Annotated in this window: 24 protein-coding genes; 11 read left to right on the forward strand and 13 right to left on the reverse strand. The window is 70.8% G+C overall.

Going from position 1 to position 22,731, the window contains the following annotated elements:
* Nucleotides 1-22: 22 nt before the first annotated feature.
* The gene (locus DEI89_RS10020; RefSeq protein WP_220034525.1) at nucleotides 23-1,195 is read right to left on the reverse strand and encodes a glycosyltransferase; all 1,173 of its coding nucleotides are present in this window, start codon (nucleotides 1,193-1,195) and stop codon (nucleotides 23-25) included.
* A 192-nt stretch (nucleotides 1,196-1,387) separates the two neighbouring features.
* Between DEI89_RS10020 and DEI89_RS10025 the strand changes: the two genes are divergently transcribed.
* The 5 genes from DEI89_RS10025 (at nucleotide 1,388) to DEI89_RS10045 (ending at nucleotide 5,814) form a co-directional block, all read left to right on the forward strand.
* Entirely contained in the window at nucleotides 1,388-1,945 is a 558-nt protein-coding gene (locus tag DEI89_RS10025) for an RNA polymerase sigma factor (protein ID WP_220033197.1), read from the forward strand.
* Complete coding sequence (locus tag DEI89_RS10030) at nucleotides 1,938-2,807, forward strand: hypothetical protein (protein WP_146236739.1); 870 nt, start codon at nucleotides 1,938-1,940, stop codon at nucleotides 2,805-2,807. Before DEI89_RS10025 ends, DEI89_RS10030 begins: the two co-directional genes overlap by 8 nt.
* Before the next feature lie 327 nt (nucleotides 2,808-3,134).
* Nucleotides 3,135-3,941, forward strand: coding sequence for a TetR/AcrR family transcriptional regulator (locus DEI89_RS10035; RefSeq protein WP_110903910.1), 807 nt, complete (start codon nucleotides 3,135-3,137; stop codon nucleotides 3,939-3,941).
* 22 nt (nucleotides 3,942-3,963) lie between these two features.
* Nucleotides 3,964-5,295 (forward strand): FAD-binding oxidoreductase, encoded by a 1,332-nt coding sequence (locus tag DEI89_RS10040; protein WP_181421581.1) that lies wholly within the window; start codon nucleotides 3,964-3,966, stop codon nucleotides 5,293-5,295.
* 24 nt (nucleotides 5,296-5,319) lie between these two features.
* Nucleotides 5,320-5,814 carry a nuclear transport factor 2 family protein gene (locus DEI89_RS10045; protein WP_110903912.1) on the forward strand — a complete coding sequence of 165 codons (495 nt, stop codon included), beginning with the start codon at nucleotides 5,320-5,322 and terminating at the stop codon, nucleotides 5,812-5,814.
* A gap of 86 nt (nucleotides 5,815-5,900) precedes the next feature.
* On the opposite strand, the gene DEI89_RS10050 is transcribed toward DEI89_RS10045, so the two are convergent.
* Genes DEI89_RS10050 through DEI89_RS10065 form a run of 4 tightly spaced genes read right to left on the reverse strand, consistent with a single transcriptional unit; the run spans nucleotide 5,901 to nucleotide 9,241 of the window.
* The gene (locus tag DEI89_RS10050; protein WP_181421582.1) at nucleotides 5,901-6,494 is read right to left on the reverse strand and encodes a TetR/AcrR family transcriptional regulator; all 594 of its coding nucleotides are present in this window, start codon (nucleotides 6,492-6,494) and stop codon (nucleotides 5,901-5,903) included.
* 2 nt (nucleotides 6,495-6,496) lie between these two features.
* Nucleotides 6,497-7,123, reverse strand: coding sequence for a TetR/AcrR family transcriptional regulator (locus tag DEI89_RS17940; protein ID WP_220033196.1), 627 nt, complete (start codon nucleotides 7,121-7,123; stop codon nucleotides 6,497-6,499).
* Between the two features lie 10 nt (nucleotides 7,124-7,133).
* Complete coding sequence (locus DEI89_RS17945) at nucleotides 7,134-7,835, reverse strand: TetR/AcrR family transcriptional regulator (RefSeq protein ID WP_220034526.1); 702 nt, start codon at nucleotides 7,833-7,835, stop codon at nucleotides 7,134-7,136.
* 59 nt (nucleotides 7,836-7,894) lie between these two features.
* Nucleotides 7,895-9,241 (reverse strand): nucleotide disphospho-sugar-binding domain-containing protein, encoded by a 1,347-nt coding sequence (locus DEI89_RS10065; RefSeq protein WP_258368838.1) that lies wholly within the window; start codon nucleotides 9,239-9,241, stop codon nucleotides 7,895-7,897.
* Nucleotides 9,242-9,396: 155 nt separating this feature from the next.
* Between DEI89_RS10065 and DEI89_RS10070 the strand changes: the two genes are divergently transcribed.
* The gene (locus DEI89_RS10070) at nucleotides 9,397-9,642 is read left to right on the forward strand and encodes a hypothetical protein (protein WP_110903916.1); all 246 of its coding nucleotides are present in this window, start codon (nucleotides 9,397-9,399) and stop codon (nucleotides 9,640-9,642) included.
* A gap of 33 nt (nucleotides 9,643-9,675) precedes the next feature.
* Here the strand turns inward: DEI89_RS10070 and DEI89_RS10075 are convergent, their stop codons facing one another.
* On the reverse strand, nucleotides 9,676-12,420 hold the full coding sequence (locus DEI89_RS10075) for a LuxR family transcriptional regulator (protein ID WP_110903917.1): 2,745 nt from the start codon (nucleotides 12,418-12,420) through the stop codon (nucleotides 9,676-9,678).
* A gap of 231 nt (nucleotides 12,421-12,651) precedes the next feature.
* Between DEI89_RS10075 and DEI89_RS10080 the strand changes: the two genes are divergently transcribed.
* On the forward strand, nucleotides 12,652-13,041 hold the full coding sequence (locus DEI89_RS10080) for a VOC family protein (protein ID WP_220033194.1): 390 nt from the start codon (nucleotides 12,652-12,654) through the stop codon (nucleotides 13,039-13,041).
* An 82-nt stretch (nucleotides 13,042-13,123) separates the two neighbouring features.
* Here the strand turns inward: DEI89_RS10080 and DEI89_RS10085 are convergent, their stop codons facing one another.
* On the reverse strand, nucleotides 13,124-14,155 hold the full coding sequence (locus DEI89_RS10085; RefSeq protein WP_110903918.1) for an NADP-dependent oxidoreductase: 1,032 nt from the start codon (nucleotides 14,153-14,155) through the stop codon (nucleotides 13,124-13,126).
* A gap of 102 nt (nucleotides 14,156-14,257) precedes the next feature.
* The gene (locus DEI89_RS10090; protein WP_110903919.1) at nucleotides 14,258-15,217 is read right to left on the reverse strand and encodes an SDR family NAD(P)-dependent oxidoreductase; all 960 of its coding nucleotides are present in this window, start codon (nucleotides 15,215-15,217) and stop codon (nucleotides 14,258-14,260) included.
* Between the two features lie 130 nt (nucleotides 15,218-15,347).
* Between DEI89_RS10090 and DEI89_RS10095 the strand changes: the two genes are divergently transcribed.
* Both DEI89_RS10095 and DEI89_RS10100 read left to right on the forward strand, forming a co-directional pair.
* A complete protein-coding gene (locus DEI89_RS10095; RefSeq protein ID WP_111122325.1) occupies nucleotides 15,348-15,974 on the forward strand; it encodes a TetR/AcrR family transcriptional regulator in 627 nt (208 codons plus the stop codon).
* A 13-nt stretch (nucleotides 15,975-15,987) separates the two neighbouring features.
* Entirely contained in the window at nucleotides 15,988-16,683 is a 696-nt protein-coding gene (locus DEI89_RS10100) for an alpha/beta hydrolase (protein WP_181421583.1), read from the forward strand.
* An 82-nt stretch (nucleotides 16,684-16,765) separates the two neighbouring features.
* On the opposite strand, the gene DEI89_RS10105 is transcribed toward DEI89_RS10100, so the two are convergent.
* The 4 genes from DEI89_RS10105 to DEI89_RS10120 all read right to left on the reverse strand — a co-directional run bounded on the left by DEI89_RS10105 (nucleotide 16,766) and on the right by DEI89_RS10120 (nucleotide 19,590).
* Entirely contained in the window at nucleotides 16,766-17,548 is a 783-nt protein-coding gene (locus tag DEI89_RS10105) for a GNAT family N-acetyltransferase (protein ID WP_110903922.1), read from the reverse strand.
* Between the two features lie 86 nt (nucleotides 17,549-17,634).
* Nucleotides 17,635-18,585, reverse strand: coding sequence for an alpha/beta fold hydrolase (locus DEI89_RS10110; protein ID WP_110903923.1), 951 nt, complete (start codon nucleotides 18,583-18,585; stop codon nucleotides 17,635-17,637).
* The gene (locus DEI89_RS10115; RefSeq protein ID WP_110903924.1) at nucleotides 18,572-19,192 is read right to left on the reverse strand and encodes a carboxymuconolactone decarboxylase family protein; all 621 of its coding nucleotides are present in this window, start codon (nucleotides 19,190-19,192) and stop codon (nucleotides 18,572-18,574) included. The genes DEI89_RS10110 and DEI89_RS10115 overlap by 14 nt, the downstream gene beginning before the upstream one ends.
* Entirely contained in the window at nucleotides 19,189-19,590 is a 402-nt protein-coding gene (locus DEI89_RS10120; protein WP_110903925.1) for a nuclear transport factor 2 family protein, read from the reverse strand. The genes DEI89_RS10115 and DEI89_RS10120 overlap by 4 nt, the downstream gene beginning before the upstream one ends.
* Before the next feature lie 133 nt (nucleotides 19,591-19,723).
* Between DEI89_RS10120 and DEI89_RS10125 the strand changes: the two genes are divergently transcribed.
* Nucleotides 19,724-20,296, forward strand: coding sequence for a TetR/AcrR family transcriptional regulator (locus DEI89_RS10125; protein WP_181421584.1), 573 nt, complete (start codon nucleotides 19,724-19,726; stop codon nucleotides 20,294-20,296).
* 151 nt (nucleotides 20,297-20,447) lie between these two features.
* Nucleotides 20,448-21,380: an SDR family NAD(P)-dependent oxidoreductase gene (locus DEI89_RS10130; RefSeq protein ID WP_110903927.1), complete on the forward strand. Its 933-nt coding sequence runs from the start codon at nucleotides 20,448-20,450 to the stop codon at nucleotides 21,378-21,380.
* A gap of 284 nt (nucleotides 21,381-21,664) precedes the next feature.
* Here the strand turns inward: DEI89_RS10130 and DEI89_RS10135 are convergent, their stop codons facing one another.
* A complete protein-coding gene (locus tag DEI89_RS10135; RefSeq protein WP_110903928.1) occupies nucleotides 21,665-22,606 on the reverse strand; it encodes a 1,4-dihydroxy-2-naphthoate polyprenyltransferase in 942 nt (313 codons plus the stop codon).
* Nucleotides 22,607-22,731 lie beyond the last annotated feature (125 nt).

Below are 22,731 nucleotides of genomic sequence, written 5' to 3' on the forward strand. Positions count from 1 at the left end.
CGCTGCTGGAGCCACCCATCCATCAGCCGGCTCGTACCGCTCCCCCAGCGAGGTCCGTCGACAGTGCCTCGAGGCGTGCAAGCGCATCGGTCACGGGGGGCAGGTCCCCGATGCGTGCGGCGGTCCACCGGGCCGACAGCGCCATCCGGTCGTCCTGGAGAAGTCGGCGCAGCACCGGGCCGATGGCCACAGGGTCGCGCTCGACGAGCGCCGATCCGGCCGCGACTGCGCGCGCGGCGTTCACCTCGTGGTCCGCGCCCTGCGGCACCACGACCATCGGGACACCGAGCGTCAAGGCCCCCAGTACCGTCCCGGCACCGCCGACGGTGACGACGGCGTCGACAGCGTCGAGCAGCTCTGTGAGTGCTCGGAACGGGACGTTGAGGACGGTCACCGCCGACCCCGGTTCGATCACCGCACCGACGCCGTTCACCGCAGTGACGACCAGGTCGGCGGCGAGGTCGGTCGCCCGGATGGAAGCGATCACCCGGTCGAGGAGGTGCTGGTCGGTGAACACGGTGCCCATGGTCACCAGGACCCGCCGCCGCCCGTCGGCGGCCTCCGGCAGGTCGACGACCTCGTCAGCGGCTGACGGGTGACGACGGTGGGGTTCCGGACGCATCGAGATCCGCTGCCCAGGCCGTTGCGTCGCCGCGTCCTCCAGGAAAGACGGGTAGGCGTCGATCCAGGCGGTCACCGCAGGGAGCACCACACCACGGTCACGTGATGCCCGATCCACTGCCGCAGCCATCGCGATGCGCACCGCCTCCGACCGTTCAGGTCCGTACGTGTGCCGGAAGAACGGCACACTCAACGCCTCCGCGACGTACGGGCCGACGTGGTCGGAGCTCTCACTGACCACCACGTCCGGCTGCCACGCACGCGCAACGCGGACCGCATCGTCCGCGTCGTTGCCCACCCGGCGGACTGCGAAGTACTCCGCGATCACGTCCGGCCGTGGTTCGGTCGCAGGGCTCACCCCGGTCTGTCGACGCATGACCTGCATCGCCTCGAGCGTCGGGAGTCCCGCAGAGAGCACATCGATGTCCGGGCTCGCTTCCGCGGCGATGAACGAGCTGGCTGCGGCGGCCGTGATGACGGCGACGTGATGACCCGCGGCGAGGGCAGCGCGCATGAGCGGGATCATCGGGATGATGTGACCGGGAAGCGGGTTCGCGGCGAAGGCGATGCGCATGGTGAGCTCCGATGGGAGTCGAGGTGCAGGGACTTGGACGGACCGTCAGAGGCTGACGGTCCTGAGAGGTGCACGCATCAGTGCGACCACGGAGTGCTGATCTCTGCTGCGGAACCGGAATCCGATCAGCTCCGGGTGTTGCATCCGGGTGTCCGCCGGACACAAACAGGTGAACGACCGAAAGGACCACCAGTGGCCCACGACTTCACCTCGATCTACCGAGAGCACTACCCGTCCGTCCTCCGCTTCGTCGCGCGCAGGGCGCCGACGGCTGATGTCGACGACATCGTCGCCGAGACCTTCACCACCGCCTGGCACAAGCAGGAGGAGATGGCGGTCGCTCCCCTGCCGTGGTTGTACCGGACTGCCAGGAACACCATGCTCAACGCCGTCCGGGCCCAGGGGCGGCGAAGCGCGCTGCACGTCCGCATCGCCGGCGACTCCGCCTCCGACGCCTCCCGCGACCCTGCAGCCCTCGTCGGCGAACGTCGGCGCCTGGCCGATGCGTGGCACCAGCTCGACGCCCTCGACCGTGAGGTGCTCGCGCTCCAAGCGTGGGAGGGGATGACTGCCGCCGAATCGGCGGCGGTCCTCGGCATCTCCCGTGCCGCTTGCTCCATGCGCTCCTCACGGGCCCGACGGCGGCTTGGCACGTTCCTCTCCGCCTTCGATGCGGACGCATCGGATGACCACAGCCCGGTGGCTCCTCCCGGCATCCCCAGCACGACGAACGGAAGCTCCCATGTTTGACGTCCACGAACTCCTCCAGCGCCACGACGCAGAACCCGCCCGCCCGCTGACTCCTCAGGAGGCCGACCGCGCCGATGCGTTGCTTCGCGCGATCAGTGCCACACCGCCGGACTGGGCCACCACTCGTCCGGCGCCCTCGAAGCGTCGGACGCATCGTGCCCGTCCGTGGATGCTCGCCGGGGCGCTGACCGTGGCTGCCGCAGTCGGCGGTGTGAGTCTCATCGGGACCGGGCCGCTCGCGCACCTGGTGCACGTCATCGGCGGTTCTGCGAACTCGGCGACGTTGACCACTGCACAGGTCAGTTCATGGACCCCGATCGCGTCGACACCCCCGGCGACCACGGATGTCCATGACCTCGCCGTCCAGTGCTTGCGCGGGTACGCCGAGCATGAGTTGACACCCCGTGAAGCTGCCGTCGTCACCGTGACGAACGTCGAACAGCGGGGCGAAGTGACGAGTCTGATCTCCTCTGGCGGTGCCGGTGCACCGCGCGTGTGGTGCCTTGCTGGCCCGAACGGCATCGCGACGTCGGAACGCATCGACGACGCTGCCTCGCCCCTCAAGACGCTCCGTCCGCAATCGCTGAACCTGCAGACGTTCGGTGGTCAGGGGGACGATGACAACGCGACGATGAGCGGGTACGGACAGGCAGGATCCGACGTCACCTCGCTCACCATCGAGATGCCGGGCCACCCGGCGGTGACCACGTCCGTGGACGACGGCCTGTGGTCCATGTGGTGGCCTTCGCCTGGCCTCCGGACCCTGCCGGACCTCGGCGCGATCACGTTGACCTGGACGACGAAGGACGGGACGCAACACACCGGGACCGCCCAGGACCTCACGTGGGACCGGGTCCGCTGACGCGCCACTCCGCCCGCAAGGGTCTCGACGACGGAAGAGGGACCGCCGGCCGGCTACGCGGCCGGCGATCCCGACCCGGGCCGCGCGGCTCTCACAGCGCACGACCCGGGGCGGGGACGATCCCGACGACGTCCACCAGCACGACTTCGACGGGAGGAGGCAACCCGACCACGAACATCCGCACGATCACCGGGATCCGCGGGTCGGACACGGTCGATCTGCTGATGACCGGTGTTCCCACGGAGGCACGGAGACCGCCGCTCGGTGACCGTTGAGCGATGCACCTCACGGATGAGGACACGAGCAGACTGAACGAGGAGCACGAGCATGTTGCACGATCCGGTCGTCTCCGTCCGTGGAATCCGCGCCCGGAACGCGCTCCGACTCCGCATGGACATCGCGGAGTCCGGCCTGGAGCTGTTCGAGCGACACGGCTACGACAGGACCACGCTCGAGGACATCGCACGCCACTCCGGGGTCAGCGTGTCGACACTCCACCGGTACTACTCCGCGAAGGACAGGATCCTCGTCGGACACCCGCGGCTCTACATCGGTGGCCTGTCAGCACTGTTCGGTGCGAGTGCGCCAGGCACTTCCCTCGACACCGCTCTCGAGGACGCCGTGCTCGCCTTCCTCAGGCGGGCCGATTCCGACCGGCTGTTCCTCCGGCGGATCCGTACCCTCATCGACCAGGTGCCGTCCGCGCAGGCACGCGTGCACGATTTCTTCTCGCGTGAGAACGAGATGCTCGCACGTGCCGTCCGCGACCGCGCGATCAGCCGGGAAACCGGGAACGCGCCGCTCCCGTACTCGGCGGCGATCGCAGCCGGCAGCGCGATGATGATCGTGACCACCGCTCTGGATGTCGCGAGGACGCAGCCGCACCGGGCGGCCAGGGACATCGGGCTCGAACTCATCGACACGTTCCACGCTGCTCCGCTCGGGGAACACCACGCCGTCCTCAGCGGAACCACCGACGCGCGGCCTGCGCCGCACGGCAGAGACTGCCGACACCGCGGGCCAGTCCGCCCGTCGGCGTCCGTCGTCACCGCGGCGGGACCCGCTTTCCAGGAGGCACGCAATGACCCCGACATCACCACCCCCGGTTCTCCCGGAGACGCCCTTCTCATCTGAAGACATCCTGCGGCTCACCGCGATGCTCGACGGAACGGCCCTCACCCCGGACGACGAGGAGTACCTCGCCGCGTGCACCGGGTACAACCTGGCGAGCCACCGACGACCCGATCTCGTCGTCCTCACCGAGAGCGCGGCTGACGTCGTGCTCGCTGTCACGTTCGCGAACGACCACGGTCTCCCGATCGCCGTCGTCGCGACCGGCCACCACGGAGTAGCACCGCTCGAGCACGGCCTGCTCGTCAACACGAGTCGGATGAACGACGTCGAGGTCGACGGACCCGGTCGACGGGCGACCGTCGGCGCCGGCGCCCGGTGGAACGACGTCGTCCCGAAGACTGCGCAGCACCATCTGACGCCGATCCACGGGTCCTCCGGTCACGTCGGCGTCGTCGGCTTCACGCTCGGTGGCGGCCTCAGCCCGATCCTCGGCCGGAAGTACGGGTGGGGTGCACATCACGTCATCGCGCTCGACGTGGTCACGGCCGACGGCACGCTCCTCCACGCGGACGCCTCCGAGAACAGCGAGCTGTTCTGGGCCATCCGCGGCGGCCGGAGCTCGATCGGGATCGTCACGGGGATGGAGATCGAACTGTTCCCCGTCAGTCGGTTCGTCGGTGGCGGCCTCTTCTTCGACGGCGCCCATGCTGAAGCGGTGCTCGCCGCGTTCGCGCGGGTGACCGCTGACGCGCCCGACGAGTTGACGCTGTCCGTCGCGTTCCTGCGTCTCCCGCCCGTTCCTGGCATCCCGGAGATGCTCGCCGGACGTTTCGTCCTGCACGTGCGTGTCGCACTCATCAAGTCGGCGGAGGACATCGACCTGCTGCTGGCGCCGCTCCGCAACGCGGCACCGCTCCTGCTGGACACCGTGCAGGAGACGCCGTCCGAGGGGTTCGAGCGCGTCCACAACGACCCGGTCGACCCCGCTCCGTTCTCGGAGGACACGTCGATGCTCACCGGATTGACCTCGGACGTGCAACAGGCGCTCCTCGAGCAGGTCGGACCGGAATCGGGTACCGGCCTGCACATCGTCGAGCTCCGCCACATCGGTGGCGCCCTCGCCCGAACACCGCAGACGGGGCGCACGATCTCCACCGCTGATGCTGCGTACGTGCTCTGGGCGGTGTCGATCGGCATGCCCGACGACGACGCGACGGGGATCGCCGAAACCCACCACGTCGTCGAAGCGATGGCCGGGTGGAGCACCGGCACGCGCTACCTCAACTTCGCTCCGGAGGACGGCCGACCCGAAGCCGCGTTCTCGACGGACGACTGGGCGCGTCTCCGACGCGTCAAGACGGCCGTCGACCCGCGCGACGTCTTCCGCACTGAACGACCGCGTCCGCGGTCCTGACCCCTGACAGCAAGGAACACCACCATGACCATCGAATCGATCACGACCGCGGTCTCTGCCGAGACCGAACGCACCCTCGCTCCGATCCCGCTCGCCTGGGCCCGCGCACTCGACACGGCCGCTGCCGAGGTGCTCCAGGGTCTGCTGACCGAGGACGTCGTCGTCGACCTCACCCCCGCGACCACGAAGATCGGCCTCGAGTTCCCCGTCCTCACCGGTCGGGACACCGTCATCGCGAACATGATCGGCGCCGTCGGCCCGCTCGACACCATGCACATGGTCTCGAACGTCACCTACCGTGCCCAGGGCGACGGCTACCGCATCGAGGCCTACGCACTCGCGCAGCACTTCCTCCCGGGCGCCGGACCGGAAGCTTCCGCGACCCGGCGCGCGCTCATGGGCAACACGTGGACGTTCACCGTCCGCAACACTCCGGACGGCCCCCGCGTCGCGCGCTTCGTCATGGACTGCCTCTGGATGGAGGGCGATCCCATGGTCCTGCTCGCCGCGGTGAGCTGAGGCTGCTGCAGCCGCGCACTGAGACGTTCGCTGAGAGGTCCTTCGAACGCCGGCCCCTCACCTCGATCGGGTGGGGGGCCGCGTCCTCACCGCGGGATGACCCGACCGAGCACGACCGGGTCGGCGAGCAACGCCAGGATGCGATCGCCCGCGGCGACTGCGCCGCCCTCGCCTCCACCACTGGGCTGCAATGCCGCGACGACGATGGTGAACGCGAACTCCGCGGCGAGGTGGCTCTCCTCGTCGGGATGATCGGGTGCGAGTCGCTCACGTACCGCCTCCGCGAGGAGCGCGGACTCCCGGTGGGCCGAGTCCCACATCCTGGCACGTGCGACCGGGACCTGATCGATGATCGCGCGGATCCGGCTCACGACGTCGCGCGATTCGTCAGCGCCGATCAGCAACGCCCGAACGGATGCGCCGAGCGACTCTGCCACGGATTCGGATGTTGGCCTCGACCGGAACGTCCGAGCGAGCGTCCCGATCTCCATCATCGGATGGTCGACCAGGAGGCTGTCCTTGGTCGGGAAGTACCGGTGCAGTGTCGATACGCTCACGCCCGCCCGCCGAGCCAACTCGTCGAGCGTCGTCGCCTCGTACCCATGCGCCTCGAACAGCTCGAGCGCGGCGTCCGCGATCCACGACCGCGTGTGCTCCGCGTTGCGCTCACGGACCCCCACAGTTACAAGGTCGCCTTCGGTGCGATGAGGGCGGTGGTCAGCTGCGCTCCGAGCCAGGACCGCACGCGGTCCGCCGACCAGCCGCGGTCGCGCAGGACCTTCCAGCGGCCGAACCCGAGGTAGAACCAGAGGACGTCGGCGGCGTCCTCGGCGCTGACGTCGGCACGCAGGCACCCCAGGGCTTCGAGTCGTCGGCCCGCCTCGCGCACGCGCGCCTCGTACAGCTGCTCGAGCCGACGGATCGACTCCAGGATCACCGGATCGGCCGCGACGTTGCTGTACACCTCGCCCAGCAGCCAGGCGTGCTCGATGAAGAGCGACTCGACCAGACGCTCGAGCCCCGCGACGACCTCCTCCGCCGTCGCCGCCTCGGTGCCGTCCCCCTCGGCCGCACTGCGGAAGGCATCGGCGGCGGCCGACTCGACGAGGGCGATGAGCAGTTGCGGCTTGCCGCCGACGCTCGTGTAGACCGTGTTGACCGCGACGTCGGCACGCGCAGCGATGCCTGCGATCGTCGCGCGGACGTAGCCGTGTTCCTGGTAGGCGGCGAGCGCCGCGTCGAGGACGATGCGACGCGTCTCGGCTGCGGACGATGCCCGACGCTGGGACCGGTACGGACGTGTCTCCACCCGCCGAACCCTACTGCACCGGTCCGGCAGAGGAGGTTCGGTGGGAGCGGCGGTGTGCTGAGGAGTCGCTCGCCGGCGAGCCCTCTGACGCGGGCACGGGTGCGAGGACAGTCGCGGCGATCTGCTCGTCGAGCCACGAGCGGGCACGGTCGGCGTCCCACCCTCGCTCGCAGAGGGTCTTCCACTGGCGGAAGCCGAAGGAGAACCAGAGGACGTCGGTGGCCTCGTCGACCCCCAGCCCGGGACGCAACCGACCGAGCACCTCGAGCTGCCGCGCGACCTGCGCCATGTGGCCGGAGTGGATCGCCTCGACCTCCTGGAGGGCACCGGCGATCGCGGGATCCGCCGGTGCATGTCCCCAGAGCTGGTCGAGGAGCCAGGTGTGCTCGCTGTACAGCGAACCGACCACCCGGCTGATCCGGCCGAGCACCTCCTCCGCCGTTGATCCGACGGCGGTCGGCACGTCCTCGTCGACGCGCGCGAACGCCTCGGCAGCGGCTGACCGGACGAGCGCGACGAGCAGTTGCGGCTTGCCACCGACGCTCGTGTAGACGGTGTTCACCGCCACGTCGGCGCGGGCCGCGATGCCCGCGATCGTGGCGCGGGCGTAGCCGTGTTCGCGGTACGCGGCGAGCGCTGCGTCGAGGATGATGCGACGCGTCTCGGCAGCCGATGACGCGCGACGGCGGGAGCGGTACGGACGTGTCTCCACCGGTCGGAGTTTACTGCACCGGCTCCGGGGCCCGGGGTCGACGTCGAGGCGATGGTGGGTCAGGCAAGGCCCGAGTCCCAGCCCTCACCCGGCCCGATCGGGCGGCGCATGGCTGTCGGTTCCTGCTGACCGGTCCCGCGGGAGGACCCGGCGGTGGTGAGTTCTGCCAGGGTGTCCCAGATGACGTCGACCGGGTCCGGGAGGGCGTTCATCCGGTCGCGCAGGAACTCGCTGCCACGACGTGTGCGGTCGTCGGCCAGCACCCGTCGAACAGCTCCGCGGACCTGTTCCGGTGTGGGTGTCCCGGTGCGGAGGTCGATCCCGCACCCGGCCCATTGGACGCGTGCCGCGATCTCCGGCTTGTCCTCGGTGGCACCAGCCACCACCAGCGGGAGACCGGCCGCGATGGCCCGTTGGACGCCGCCGAATCCCCCGTTCGTCACGAACACGGCGCACCTCGGCAGGAGTTCGTCGTACGGTACGTACTCCTCGACCCGGGCGTTGGCTGGGAGACGGCCCCCCATGGCACGGACGACGTCGTCGACCGGGCGGCCACCGGTCGCGGCGACGACGAGGACGTCCTCGTCTGCGAGAGCACGGAGCGTCGGGACGATGACCCGCCCGAGGTCACGGTTGTCCATGGTGCCCTGCGACACGTGCACGACCGGGCGGCCGGAGTCGAGGTCCGCCCACCAGCCCGGCACCCCGGTGCTCACGCGGTGCCGATGGCGCATCGGACCGACGAAGCGGACCGTGTCCGGCAGGTCCCGGCGCGGGTACTCGAGCTCCGCGATGCTGAGCTGGAACAGCCGGTCGTAGGAGACGTAGGGGTGGTCGTAGAACGAGACCGTGGTGGGCGGCTCGCCGATCTCGGCCAACGCCTCGTCCACAGCGATCCCGATCGGTCTCAGCGGGCCGCGGAGCAGGAAGCTGGTCAGTGCTCGGTTCCGGAGACGGCCGACGGCGGTCTTCGCGGGCGCGAGCACCAGGCCGAACGGTCCGGTGTCGACACTGGTCATCACGACCGGGATGGGGGACACCCCGATGACCGGCAACCGCTCGGCAGCCGGACGCGACGAGTACGGAGCGAGCCCCGTGAAGGTGGCATCGCCGATGATCCCGTCGAACCGGTGCGAAGCGAGCAGCGCCCGGACGGCACGCCATTGGCCGGGGAGCACCCGAGCGAACATGCCGATCACCTCGTGGCGCATCGCGGCGAGGCCCTTGATCGCTTGCCGACCGGGGAGCCACTCCTCCAGGTCGCTGTCGTCGTAGTCGGCCTCGGCTGGGAGGGGCTCGAAGGTGAGACCAGAGCGGAGCACGGCGTCCTCGTACCGGCGCCCGGTCAGCACGGTGACGTCGGCTCCTCGGCTCAGGAGCCCCCGTCCGAGTTCGATCACGGGCATGACGTGACCGTGCATGGGCGGTGCGCACAAGAGGAACGAAGGCATGGTCGCGATGTTCGCGGGTATCCGGCGCCACCGCCTCAGTAGATCCTCGCAATCACCATGCGTACGAGTACTGATGCGGTGACACATGCGCGGATGGTCCTGTTGACACCGTGGAACCAGACATCGAACCAACGGCAGGTGGAGCCGCTCCGTCTCCGAGAAGGCCTGCGTGCGGCGCCTGGATCGTTGCGCCTGCGCTCGTCGTCCTGATCGGCTCGTCGATCGCGTTCGGCCTGCAGCCGCTGCAGATCGCGAACGAGGTCTCCACGCCGGTCGTCGCCGTGTACGAGCACCTCCTGTGCGGGATGCTGCACGCCGTCAACGACATCGCTGACACCGGTTCCTCCTGCCACTGACAGCGGCAGGCAGGAGTCGGTGCACGCGGTGGCTCACGCCGACTGTACCGACGCGACCTCGTGGAGGTTCAGCGCCAGCTGCGTGCGCGACCGCACCCCGAGCTTCCGGTAGACCGCGGCGAGATGGGTCTCGACCGTCCGCACGCTGAGGAACAACGACGCGGCGACCTCCCGGTTCGACTGCCCGGCAGCCGCCGCCCACGCCACGCGCTGTTCCGCGGGGGTCAGGCGAGCCCTGCCGTCAGCCTCCTCCAGGCGGACCCGTGCCGTCTCCGTCCGAGCGAGCAGGCGCGGGTCACCGATCCGGCCCGCCAGTTCCGTAGCGGTCTCCAGGACGTGCAGGCCGCGTGCGGCCTGGTCGGCGCGCAACAGGATCGCGATCTGTTCGAGCTCGGCGCGGAGGACCTCCGGGCGGAACCCACTTCGGCGGAGGTCGACGAGCCCCTGGCTCGAGAGCCGGAGGGCGCGCTCCTCGTCGCCGAGGTGCGCCGCGACGAGAGCCTGCAAGCGGAGCGCCTGCCCGCGGGCGTGTGTCCGACCGGGGCGCCGGCCGAGTTCCGCAAGGTCGGTGATGACCGCGGTGGCGCGGTGGACGTCACCGGCGTGCACGAGGGCGCGAACGAGTTCGACGTCGATCCAGAGCCGCTTGCCCGGTTCGTCGATGCCGTGTCGCCGAGCGGCCGAGTACGCCGCCTCGAGGTCCTCGAGTGCTTCGTCCCAGCGCTCCGACCAGGCGTTGTCGAGCCCCGAGATGCCGACCCGGAGCAGCGCCCCGCGGCCCTCGGCCGCCGGGCTGAGGGGGGTCAGGAGGAGCTCGTCGAGCGCCTCACGGTCGTTCTGTGCGAGCGCCATGAGCCCTCTGGCGCGGTACAGGCTGGGTGGGAGCAGCGTCAGCGATCGGGCTTCGTGCTCGCTCTGCTCCAGCAGATCGTCGGCCACCGACAGCTGCCCGGCGAGTGTCTCGACGATCGACGAGTGCGACAGGCCCTGGACGATCGCGTACACCTCGCCAGCGGTCTTCGCGGCCCGGACGAACGCGCCCAGGTTCGCGCGCGACCGGACGAGGTCGTCAGCCTGGTACGGCCACAGCGCTTCCAGCGCGTCCGCGGTGTCCTCGAGCGCGGGGATGCCGGAAGAACGCTCGGTGGCGCGGAGCTCCGCGAGGAACGCGTCATCGACGCCGTCACCACGGTCGAGGCGGAAGTAGGCCGCCCAGGACAGCGCGGCGCGGCGCGCACGCGGAGCATCGTCGCGCGAGAGGAGGTCCTTCATGCCGATGAGCCGCGCGACAGAGGCGTCCTCGTGGCCCGGCATCGACGCCAGGCGCCAGGTCTCGAGGATGTTCCACCGGACGCTACCGACGTGTGCGACCCGTTGCAGGGCGTTCAGGCGACGGACCACGGCACCATGCCCACCGGTCCGCTCGAGTGCCTGGACGAGGACCGCGATCACACGGTCGTAGGTGGGCACGTCGAGCGTCTCGACGTCGAGCTCCGCCATGACCTCGAGTGCGAGTGCGGGGTCACCCACCGCGAACGCCAACTCCGCCGCGTCCGCAACGCGGAGCGCACGACCGGCCGACGCGTGCTCGGTCCGTGCGAGTGCCCGCCAGGCGAGCCGGAGCGCGGTCTCGGTCGCACCCGCTCGGCGTGCACGACCGGCCGCGTCCGCGAGTTCCGCTGCGAGCTGCTCGTCGGCACCGGGCGGTGTCCCGGCGTCCCGGTGCTCGAGACGTCGTGTCGCGGGCAGCGGGAGCTCCGCGACGGTCGCATGGAGGGCCCGTTCCTCGTCGGCGGAGAGCGCCTGGAGTGCGGCGGCCGCGAGCAACGGATGCGCGGCGGTGGCCCGGCCGGCCTCGTACCGGAACACGCGCCGACCGGCGCCGTCCGCCAGGGCGGTAGCTGCGCTCGGGCAGATGAGGGCGAGGTCGTCGACCTCCGCCGATCCGAGCACTGCGACGAGCTGGAGCACCGCGCGGACCGACTCGGGGAGTGAGGCGACGCGGTGCGCGACCGCCTCGACGACGGACCCGGTCGCCCACCGACGGAGGTCTCCCTCGGCCCGGGCGGCGGCGAGCTCGATGGCCCAGAGCGGGTTGCCGCCGCTCGCCTCGGCGACCTCCGCGAGCGTGGACGGCGTGAGTCCTCCGAGTCCGGCATCGGCGACGACCCGGCGGACGGACGTCGCCCCGAGGGGGACGACCGCCGCGACGTCGGTCGGCGCGAAGAGCGGGCGGACGGCGAGGTCCTCCGGCCCTCCGTCGGCACGCCGTGCGGCGACCACGGCAAGCGTGGACCCGACGGCCTGCCGCAGGAACGCCCGTTCCACCGTCCGTCGGGTCTCCGGGTCGAGCCACTGCCACTCGTCGATGACGAGCGTCGCGCCGTCCCTGGCGAGGGTGGTGAAGACCTGCGTGACCCCGGCCTGGACCATGACCGAGTTGATCCCCAGGCCCGTTCCGCGGCCGAGCACCGCGAGGAGGGACTCCCGCTGTCCCGTCGGCAGCTGCCGGAAGACCGCGTCCGGAACCGGTGCGAGGAGGTCTCGGAGGCCGGCGAACGGCTGCCGGTCGCCCTCGGTCGGGCGCACGAAGAGCACCGTCCGGCGGGTGTTGATCCGTCGGACCACCGTGTCGATCAAGTGGGACTTCCCGATCCCGGGCTCGCCGACCAGCATGAGCCGTCCCCCGGAGGTGGTCGCTGCGGTGACCGCCCGCGCCAGCAGCCCTCGGCGTTCCGGGGCAAGGCCCATCGGGTCGTCCTGTCCGTGCTGCTGCATCACGTCGTTCCTTTTTTGTAGACCATGCAATTCGATGGATGACGTTACATCAACCGAGTGGCACTCGAATTTGTGTCAAAGATCGGGGAGATGACGGTCCGGTGAACAACCGTGCGCCCCCCACCGTGGTCCCACTGATGCGGAACGACCGGCGGACCGGTGAGGATCAGCCGGTGGCCCGCAGCCCTCGACCGTCGCGAGGGACGTCCTGGCCACCGGGAGGAAGCACTCATGGACGTCGCCGGATCGATCTCGACCGCCCCGCTGTCGTTGAACACCATCCAGATCGACGCCGCCGACCCGCTCGCGCTCGCGTGGTTCTGGTCCGCGGTCCTCGGCGTCCCGGTCAACCCGGGCTCGACGACGGACAGCGCTTCGCTCGTGACGAGCAACCGGATCCCGTCGCTCGTGTTCACGCGGACCGAGGAGCCGAAGATCTGGCGCAACCGCATCTCGTTCCGGTTCGTCTCGGACGACACCGACGCGCACCTCGGTCGGTTGTTCGAGATGCATGTGCCGTTCATCCGCACCGCGGGCGGGCCGAGCGGGACCACCACGTGGGAGTTCCTCGACCCGGAGGGCAACGAGTTCACGCTCAGCGAGCGGTCCACGCTCCCCTGATCGACGGCTGTCGACAGAGGCCCAGCACCCCTGCCCCGGTCATCGTGGGAGCACGGAACACCCGGGGACGGTCGGGCGCTCGTCATGCCCGGAGCGCGACGCCGAACTGCCCCAGGTTCTGCCCGTCGAGCAGTTCCAGGAGCGCTGCCGGAGCACTGTCGAGGCCGGTCGTGATCGTCTCGATCGACGTGATCCTGCCGCTACGCCGCCACGCGCTGAGGACAGAGGTCGCCTCGGTCCACTCCGCGCGGAAGTCGCCGACGAGGAACCCCTCGAGGCGGAGGCTCCTCGTGATCGCCGTGAGCGCCAGGTCCTCGAACCCGGTGACACCGCGAGCACCGCCCTGGTACGCGGACGTCGCCCCGGAGCAGACGATGCGCCCGTGCCGGTTCATCCGGGGCAGGACCCCTGCGGTCACCGGGCCCGCCACGTTGTCGAAGTAGACGTCGATGCCCGACGGCACGGATCGGGTCAGGTCGTCGAGGAACGTGCTCGACCGACGGTTCACCGCCGCGTCGAACCCCAGGCGTCCGATGAGGGCGGTGTTCTTGTCGTCGGAACTGGTGATCCCGACCACACGCGCACCCAGCGAGCGAGCGATCTGTCCCGCCAGGTGCCCGACACCCCCGGCAGCGCCGGACACCACGACCGTCTCGCCGGCGGCGACCCTCCCGACCGTGGTGAGCCCGAAGTAGGCGGTCAGGCCGTTCTGCCCGAGGACGCTGAGGTACTGCTCGATCGGAGCCGGCGTCTCCAGCACCCGGAGCTGGTCCGCTCGCATGATCGAGTACCGCTCCCACCCCGCGAACCCGGCGACGAGCGACCCCACGGCCGGCCCGTCCTCCGGTCCCCGGAGGACCCGGCCGATCACCGTGCTCGGGATGGTCTCGCCGACGACGAGCTGCGGTCGGTAGGTGTCCATCTCCATGGACGCGCGTGCCGCCGCCGCGACGGACAGCATCTCGTTCTCGACGAGGACCTCGTCCGGCAGCACGTCCCGGAGCGGCTCGTCGTGCCGCTCGAAGTGCTGCAGCTGCAGGGGCCCCGTCGGGCGGGCGCGCATGGCGATACGGGAGTTGGTGACGGGCTGGCGCTCCGTCGAGGGGTCGAGCATGGTGTGGGTCCTCCTGGTGTCGGCCGACGGTGTCGTCGTGACGGTGTCGTCGTGCCGGTGTCGTCGTGCCGGTTCGTCCGTCGCGCGGGATCGGGTCCTCGCTCACTCGATCGCTGCGAGCCCGAGTTCCCAGAGGCCGTCTGCGGTGTCCGGGTCGATGGACCAGGACGCGACGCCGCTCTGCAGACCCGTGCCGCCCTCGACGACCGCGGCGGGTCGTCCGTCCTCGAAGTACCGACCGGTCACGTGCGCCGTGGCCGGCGCGGCCACGAGCGACACCTGGTCCGCTGCGCCCTGTGCCGTCGTCTTGAAGAACGCCGGCGTGTGCACCTTCCCGTCCTCCTCGTAGACACCCATCGACCGCAGGCTGACCGGGTCCACGTGCCGCTGCAGACGGGTCCGGATCCATCCCGGCGCGACCGCGTTGGCGGTGATGCCGTCGCCGGCCCACCGCCTGGCCATCCCGACCGCCATGAGCACGTCGGCGGTCTTCGACTGGGCGTACGCGACCCAGGGGTCGTACGGGCGACGGGCGAAGTGTGGGTCGTCGAGATCGAGCGGCGCGAGGAGCTGCGCCCCGGAGCTCACCACGACGATGCGCGCGTCCCCCGCGGCGACGAGGTGCTCGTGCAGTCCGAGTGCGAGCGCGAAGTGCCCGAGGTGGTTCGTGGCGAGCTGCATCTCCCAGCCGCTCGCCGACAACCGGCGCTCTGGGAGTGCCATCACCCCCGCGTTCGCGATCAGGCCGTCGAGCGGGCGGTCCCACGCACGGACGAACGACCGGACGGAATCGAGGTCGGCCAGGTCCAGTTGCCGGACGTCGACGTCTCCCGACCGGGCGAGGGCGTCGACGTTCGACGGGTCCCGCGTCGCGATGATGACGGCAGCTCCGGCGCCGACGAGTGCCTCCACGGAGGCGAGGCCGAGACCGGACCCACCCCCGGTGACCAGGTACCTCCGCCCGGTCAGGTCGACGCCGGCCAGGACGTCCGCGGCGGTCGTCCGGCGCTCCGGTGACGTGTCGTGGTGGTCGCCGGTGTTGTCGTGGTGATCTGTGTCCATCGGGAGCTCCTCGGGTCTTCGGCATTGTTCGGACAGTGTGTCCGGACAGATTGTCCGATCGAGTGAACCGTAGCACGAGCATCGGACAGCCTGTCCGGACATGCTGTCCGATGTGCGCTACGCTGCTGCCATGCCCTCCGTGACGCGTTCCGCTTCCAAGGCCCCCTCGCCCTCCTCGGTCGAGTCGCGCCTTCTCTCCGCCACGCAGGACCTCCTGGCGGGCGGGGCGCTGTTCACCGAGCTGAGCGTCGGTGCGATCGTCGAGGCTGCTGGCGTCGCCAGGTCGAGCTTCTACGCCCACTTCCCCGACAAGACGCAGCTCCTGCGCCGCTGCGCGGCGGACCTCGGCGACTCGTCCTTCGGACTCCTCGCAGACTGGGACCCTTCCGCCGTGTCCGCGCTGCAGGACCTGAGCGCGATCATGCGCCAGATCCTGGCCCACTACCGGGACAGAGCCCCGCTCCTCCGGGCCGTGGTGGAGGTCGCGGCCTACGACGCGGACACCCGACGGTTCTGGGACGACCAACTCGAGGTCTTCGTCCGGCATGCAGAGCTGCTGCTGCACCGAGAGCAGCATGCCGGCCGCACACCCCGGAGCGTGGACGTCGAGGTCGCCAGCAGGATGTTCGTCCACGGCGGCATGCAGGCCATCACCCAGCAGGTGCTCTCCGGCGCACCCGCACACGACTCGGCCGTCGCTGAGGAACTGTCCGCACAGCAGTGGTTCGGCTCGTTCCGCCGGCCGTCTGCCACATGACGAAGGAAATCGCATGACCACACGAACCGACCACCCCACGGTGCTCCTGGTACAGGGCGCCTGGCACCACCCGGACGCCTGGCTGCCGCTGCGCGGTGAGCTCTTCCTCCGCGGAGTGCGCACCGTCGTCACCGACCTCCCCAGCGCCGGAACGGCACCGACCGGGTCGATGCACGACGACGCGGACGCCGTCACGGCCGCCATCGCCGCCATCGCCGGTCCCGTCGTCGTCGTGGCGCACTCCTACGGCGGGATCCCGGCCACTGAGGCGACCGCGACTGCGACCGGTGTCACACAGTTGATCTACGTCGCGGCGTACGTACCGGACGTCGACGGGTCCATGTACACCCTCCACGGCGTCCCGGACCCCGAGGACGTCAGCGGCCTCGTCCCGACCGTCCCGGATCCGCGGACCACGTTCTACGGTGACCTGACCGACGAACGCGCTGCCGTCGCCGTCGCCCGGATGGTCGAGCAGACGCAACGCGCCTTCGTCGAGCGGGTCCGCGGGGCCGGCTGGAGGTCCGTGCCGACGACGTACGTCGTCTGCGATCAGGACCAGGCGATCCCGCCCTCGATGCAGGCCGCGATGGCAGCGCACGCCGGTGCCACGGTGCGGCACCTCGCCAGCAGCCACTCGCCGTTCCTGTCCGAGCCGGGTGCACTCGCCGACCTGGTCCTCTCGACCGTCTCGGCTGCCGCGGTCTGAGCGACGGCCGGCCCGGCTCCCCGGTCTCGTCGGGGGCCGGTCCGGCTCTCCCGCCGGGCCGACTCCCCGTTCCCGTCGTGCCTCAGAAGCAGTAGGTCCGCGTGGCGACGGTCTCGAACCCGAGACGCTCGTACACGCGCGCACCCTCGTCGCTCGCCTGGAGGTACGCCACCTCGGCACCCTGCTCGCGAGCCGCGTGCATCAGGGCCCAGGTGATCGCCGCACCATGGCCGTTGCGCTGGTGGTCCGGCAGCGTGCCGATCGCGTACAGGCCGACGATCGTCGGGGACGTCTGGACGGACATCCCCGTCGACACCACCTGGCCGTCATCGTCGGTGACCACGAACGCCGACACCTCCGGACGGGCGAGCACGGCGTCGTTCGCGAACGGTGCTGTGCCGGCGACGTCGGTCAGCCCGAAGGCGGTCGCCATGCACTGCTGGATGCCCGCGATGTGCGACCGCTCGGCAGGGCGCACAGCCCGCGTGACCGGAGGCGCCGCGATCTCGTCCAGCAGTCCCGTCGACATGGTCGGCAGCACCGCGGACCCCTCGTACCCGCGGTCGGCGGCCCACCGGGCCTGCTCGGCCGTGGGGGTGGCGCCGACCTGTGCGACGCGGACCCGCTGGTCGTCGCCGAGTCGGCTGAGGAGCCGGTCGAACTCGGCGGCGGGCTCGTCCGGTCGCGCGGTGACGAGTCCGTTCGCGGTGATCGTCCCGGCGCCGGTCCAGGCGACGGCGAGTTCATCGTCACCGACGAACCAGCCGTTCTCTGCGTGCTCGGCGATGAGACGGATGGTCCTGATGCGTTCCACGTCGAAGGAGTCGGCACGGCTCGGGATGCGGGAGGTTGGGTGGGTGGTCATCTGGGTTCCTTTCCTGGGGCGCAGTCCGGACCAGACCGGTACCGCGCGGATGAGTGGATCGGGAGGGCATCCCGGACGTGTCTCGGTCAGGCGTGCTCGGCCGTCACCGTGGCGAGCCACTCGTCGCAGGCCGCGGCGAAGCGTTCCGGCTGCTCTGCCCACGGCACATGGCCGCTGTCCTCGATGACGGCGAGGGTCGACCCCGCGATGCGCTCGACGATGCGGGCAGCCTGCGAGACGGGATCGCAGATGAAGTCGTCGTCACCGACGACCACCAGCGTCGGCACGTCGATCCGGTGGAGGTCGGCGAGCACGTCGTCACCCTGGAACCCGGACGCGTTGGCGTACCCGTTCGCGGTCTCGTCGATCTGGAGCGTGGGCATCACGGTCGCGGCGAGTTCCGGGTCGTGGAAGTAGAAGGGACCGATGGCGTCCAGGGTCTCGGTGATGCTGCGCGGCGTCGTGTCGGCACCGGTCATCATCGCGATCGCGGCATCGACGAAGCCGGGGCGGGTCTCGTAGAAGGGGTGGGTCCGGCGTCGTTCCATGGCTGCCAGGAGCTCACGGGTGCGCAGCTCGTCCGGCGCCGCGATCGCGTCGATGGCGATGATCCCGAGCAGGTGCTCACTGTGCTCGATGCCGTACGCGAGCACCTGCTGGCCGCCGGCGGAGTGACCGGCCAGGAAGACAGGAGGGGCGCCGAGGTGCCGGCGGAGACCCTCGATGTCGGCGACGAAGTGGGACAGGGTGTAGTGGTCGGGCTGCTCCGGACCGGTCGAGTCACCGCTGTGCCGGGTGTCGAAGTACACCACCGTGCAGTGCTGCTCCAGGGCCGGCTGCGGGAGCAGGTAGCTGATCGAGGGGCCCCACCCCGGTGACGGGAAGAGCATGACCGGGCCGGACCCGCGGACCTCGTAGTGGAGACGGTTGCCGTTGACGTCGGCCGTGTGGCTGCCCGGCGCGAGCCGTGCGACCAGGGCATCGACGTCCGACGGTGCCCCCGATCGGAGTGTGGGAGGTGCTTCAGGAGTGGTCATGCGGCGACGGTAGGACAGAGGACGACGCACGAGCGCCCGCGGAATCACCGAACCGGACGGAAGACGCAGCGTCGCCCGGCCCGCGGTCACCGTGGATGGTCGTGACGGGGACGTCCAGCATCGTGGAGAGCCGTCCGAAGGCCCAGTAGAAGCCGATCACCTGGATGACCTCGGCGACCTGCCGGTCGCCCAGCAGCTGCCTCGCCTCGGCGAACAGGCTGTCGGACACCCGCGGCGACAGCACCGTGCCCGCGGCGAATCGGATGACGATGGCGTCGCTCGCCGACAGCTCGGCACTGTCCGACCGTCGGTCGGCGATCAGCTCGCGCACCCTCGGCTCCACCCCGGCAGCGTCCGCGATCGGCTGGTGCTGCGCGTGGACGAAGTCCGCACCGGTGTTCGCCGCGACCGTCAGGACCACGACCTCCCGTGTCCTGGGCGGCAACTCGAGCGAGGTGAAGAGGGTGCCGGCGAAGCGGACGAACTGGATCGTGGTGCTCGAGGACAGCGCCATCATGCTGACCATCGGATCGGACGGCAGCGTGGACAGGAACGCCTCAACCTCGGCCGGCAGCGAGCCGGGCGCCGGTTCCGGCAGGCGCGTCATCGGACGGCGTCTTCGTCGGCCACGGCGAAGCCGACCTCGCTGAGGTGCTCGAACCGCCCGTCGCTGCCGACGGCGCCGAACACGGCGACCTCACGGTCCGCGGTCGTCCCGTCGGTGAACTCGACGTGGAAGCGATGCCGCTCGGCGTAAATCCGGCCGTCGCGGAGCTCGTCGACGACGACCGCTCCTCCGCGCACGATCCCGGCCCGCGACGCGACCACCATCGCCACGAACGCGGCGCGGTCCATGACGACGCCGTCACTCCGGTGCGTGTAGTCGGGGTGGTAGTACCGGTCGAGCACGTCGTGGACGTCCTCGTTCGGGTCGGCTTCGAACACGAGGTCGCGCAGTGCGTCGCTGATGCGGACGGGGTCCGTCCTGGTTTCGTCCTGGGTCATCCGGCGAGTGTTTCCATCCGCTTCGGGGGCCACGTCAGGGGAACCACCGGGATCCCGGACCGGGGGCGACCACCGGCTCACACCGGGACGGGGTCCGGACGCCGAACCGCGCTGGCTGCGTGACAATGGGCCCGTGGAGGACCTGACCAGGAGCGCGGAGGTCGCGCCGCGCGTGTCACGACGATCGGACGCAGTGCGGAACCGGCAGCGCATCGTGCTGGCTGCCGTGGCGACGTTCGCCGCTTCGGGGCTCCGGGCGACCGTTCCCGAGATCGCCGCCGCGGCCGGGGTCGGGACCGCCTCCGTCTACCGGGCGTTCCCGACCAAGGCTGACCTGGTGACCGCGGTCGTCGCCAGCGAGGGCGCAGCGATCGCGACCACCATCATCGGGATCAGCAGGCAGGCCCCCCGCGATGACGGGCTCGGGGCCGCGGTGTCGGCCCTGTTCGCCGCCCTGTCGGAGAACGGCCTGCTGGCGGACGCCCTGGCCGGTGAGGGCGCGGCGGCGTTCTCGGCGGCCGTGGACGCACTCTGGGTCCTGGCCGAACGCGGCAAGGACGTCGGCACGGTCGCCCGGGACACCTCCCTCTGGGACTTCACCCTGGTCCTCTGCGGCGTCGTGCGGCAGTTGCGTGCCTCCGAGGAGCGCGACCCGGAACGGTGGGCACGTGCGGCGACGCTCGTCCTGCGGGCTCTCGCTCCATGACGGTCGGCCGCGCCACGCCCACCGTCAGGACCTCAGCGGAACCACGGGACCTCATCGACACCCATTGAAACGAACACGGGTGTTCGTTTCACTGGCGGAAGCCGTACCGACCACCGAGGTCGTGATCCGCGGCCCTCCCAGAGAGACTCGCATGCCTGCTTCCACTTCGTCCGCCCACCCCACCACCACGGACGTGCTGTCCGGTGTCGACCTCACCGGACGCCGCGCCCTGGTGACCGGCGCGTCCTCCGGGCTCGGGGAGGAGATCGCCCGTGCACTGACCGCTGCCGGCGCCGAGACGACCCTCGCCGTCCGCGACCTCGCCCGCGGGGACGCCGCCGCCGACCGGATCGCCACCTCGACCGGACGGGGCCGGCCCCGTGTCATGGAGCTCGACCTGCTGTCCCCCGCCTCGATCTCGCGCACCGCGGCGGCGTGGACCGGCTCGCTCCACATCCTGGTCGCGAACGCCGGCATCATGGTGCCGCCGGAGTCCAGGACCGCCGAGGGGTGGGAGTCGCAGTTCATGACGAACCACCTCGGCCACTTCGCCCTCGCCGAGCGCCTGCTGCCGGCACTGACCACCGCCAGGGACGCGCGCGTGGTCCTGGCGAGCTCGAACGCGCACCTGCTCGGCCCGGTCGACGTCGACGCCCTGGCTGGGCAGGCAGAGCCGTACGAGCCGTGGTCGGCCTACGCCGTCTCGAAGACCGCGTTGATCCTCTTCGCCGTCGAGGCGAACCGACGCTGGAGTGCCCGCGGGATCACGGTCAGCGCCTACAACCCGGGCTTCATCCAGACCGGCCTGCAGAAGAACCTGCCCGCCGAGATGCGGGTCTCCACGGCGGGTGCGAAGACCCTCTCCGAGGGCGCCGCCACCCCGGTGTTCCTCGCCGCTTCGCCAGACGCCGCCTCCGCCGGCGGCAAGTACTTCGAGAACGTCGCCGAGGCACCGCTCGCCGTCGACGAGGTCCGGGACATGAGCCGACCGGAGACCTTCCGCGGCGTGGCACCGTTCGCCCTCGACGAGGACACGGCGGCGAAGTTGTGGGCACTGTCGGAGACGGCCACCGAGGACTGGTGAGTCCGCTGCCCTCGGCGCGCCGGTGCTTCCCCGGAGATGGTCGGTGACGCCGAGGGTCTGCGGCTCGCAGCAGCCGCTGGTCTCAGTGCGACCACGGGCGCGACGGCACGGAGGCTGCTGGAGGTTGCGAACAGAAGGTGCACCGTGACCCAGACCCCACCAGTACCCGCTTCCGAGCCCGGCACGGCCGGAGGGCCGGAGGGCCGGACGGCCGGACGGCCGGTGCCGTCGAGCGCTCCGCAGCCGCCCTCGTCGGGACGGCTTTCTCACCCGGCGACGCCGCCTCAGCGGGCGGTGCTGACGACGAGCACCACGGCGAGGACGATCCCGTGGACCAGCGACGTGGACGAGGACAGCTGGAGCGACGCGATCAGCCCGGGGGCGTTCCGAGCGCGGGTCCCGGCGAGCACCGCCGGCACGGCCAGCACGAGGGACACGGCCGCGATGAGCACGAGCGGGCGCTCCGGGACGATGACGAGCAACAGGAGGTACGGCAGCAGCATGAACACCGCGTAGGCGGTCCTCGCGGCACGGCCGCCGATGACGACGGCGAGCGTCCGCTTGCCGGCCTGCTGGTCGGGCCCGATGTCCCGGATGTTGTTCACCATGAGCACGCCGGACGCGAACAGCCCGAGGGACGCGGCGCCCACCCAGCCCTCGAGCGTGGTGTGCCGCGTCTGGACGAACTGCGTGCCGAGCACGGCGACGAGACCGAAGAACACGAAGACGGACACCTCACCGAGTGCTAGGTACCCGTAGGGGCGGCGACCGCCGGTGTAGTACCAGGCGGCCGCGATCGTCACCGCACCGACGAGGAGCATCCACGACAGCTGGGTGATGAGGACGATGACCAGGCCCGCGACGGCCGCGATCGCGAAGAAGGCCAGCCCGACGTCGAGCACCGCGTCCGGCGTCGCACGCCCAGCCCCCGTGAGTCGTGGCGGGCCGACACGGAACGTGTCGGTCCCGCGCACGCCGTCCGAGTAGTCGTTCGTGAAGTTCACGCCGATCTGCAGGCCGAGGGCGACGACGAGGCAGAGGACCGCGATGAGCAGGTGGTGGTCGCGGCCGAAGTACCCGCTCCCGGTGACGTCCCCGGCTGCGGCGACGCCCGTGCCGAGGACCACCGCGACGATGCTGAGGGGCAGTGTGCGCGGACGGGCGCCGGCGATCCAGTCGCGGACGCCGGGGCGGGGGACGCCGGCCTCCGCGGGGTCCGTCAGCACAGCGGACGACCGGGGACGGAGAGGAGCACGATGACGTTCATCGTCAGAGGCTGTCCGCTCCGGCGTGCGCCCGCGTCGGTGGGACCACCGGTCCTGGACGGGGAACGGGTGTCGGACCGACGGGT

This window comes from Curtobacterium sp. MCBD17_030, from assembly GCF_003224255.1.
In the GTDB taxonomy this organism is placed as follows: domain Bacteria; phylum Actinomycetota; class Actinomycetes; order Actinomycetales; family Microbacteriaceae; genus Curtobacterium.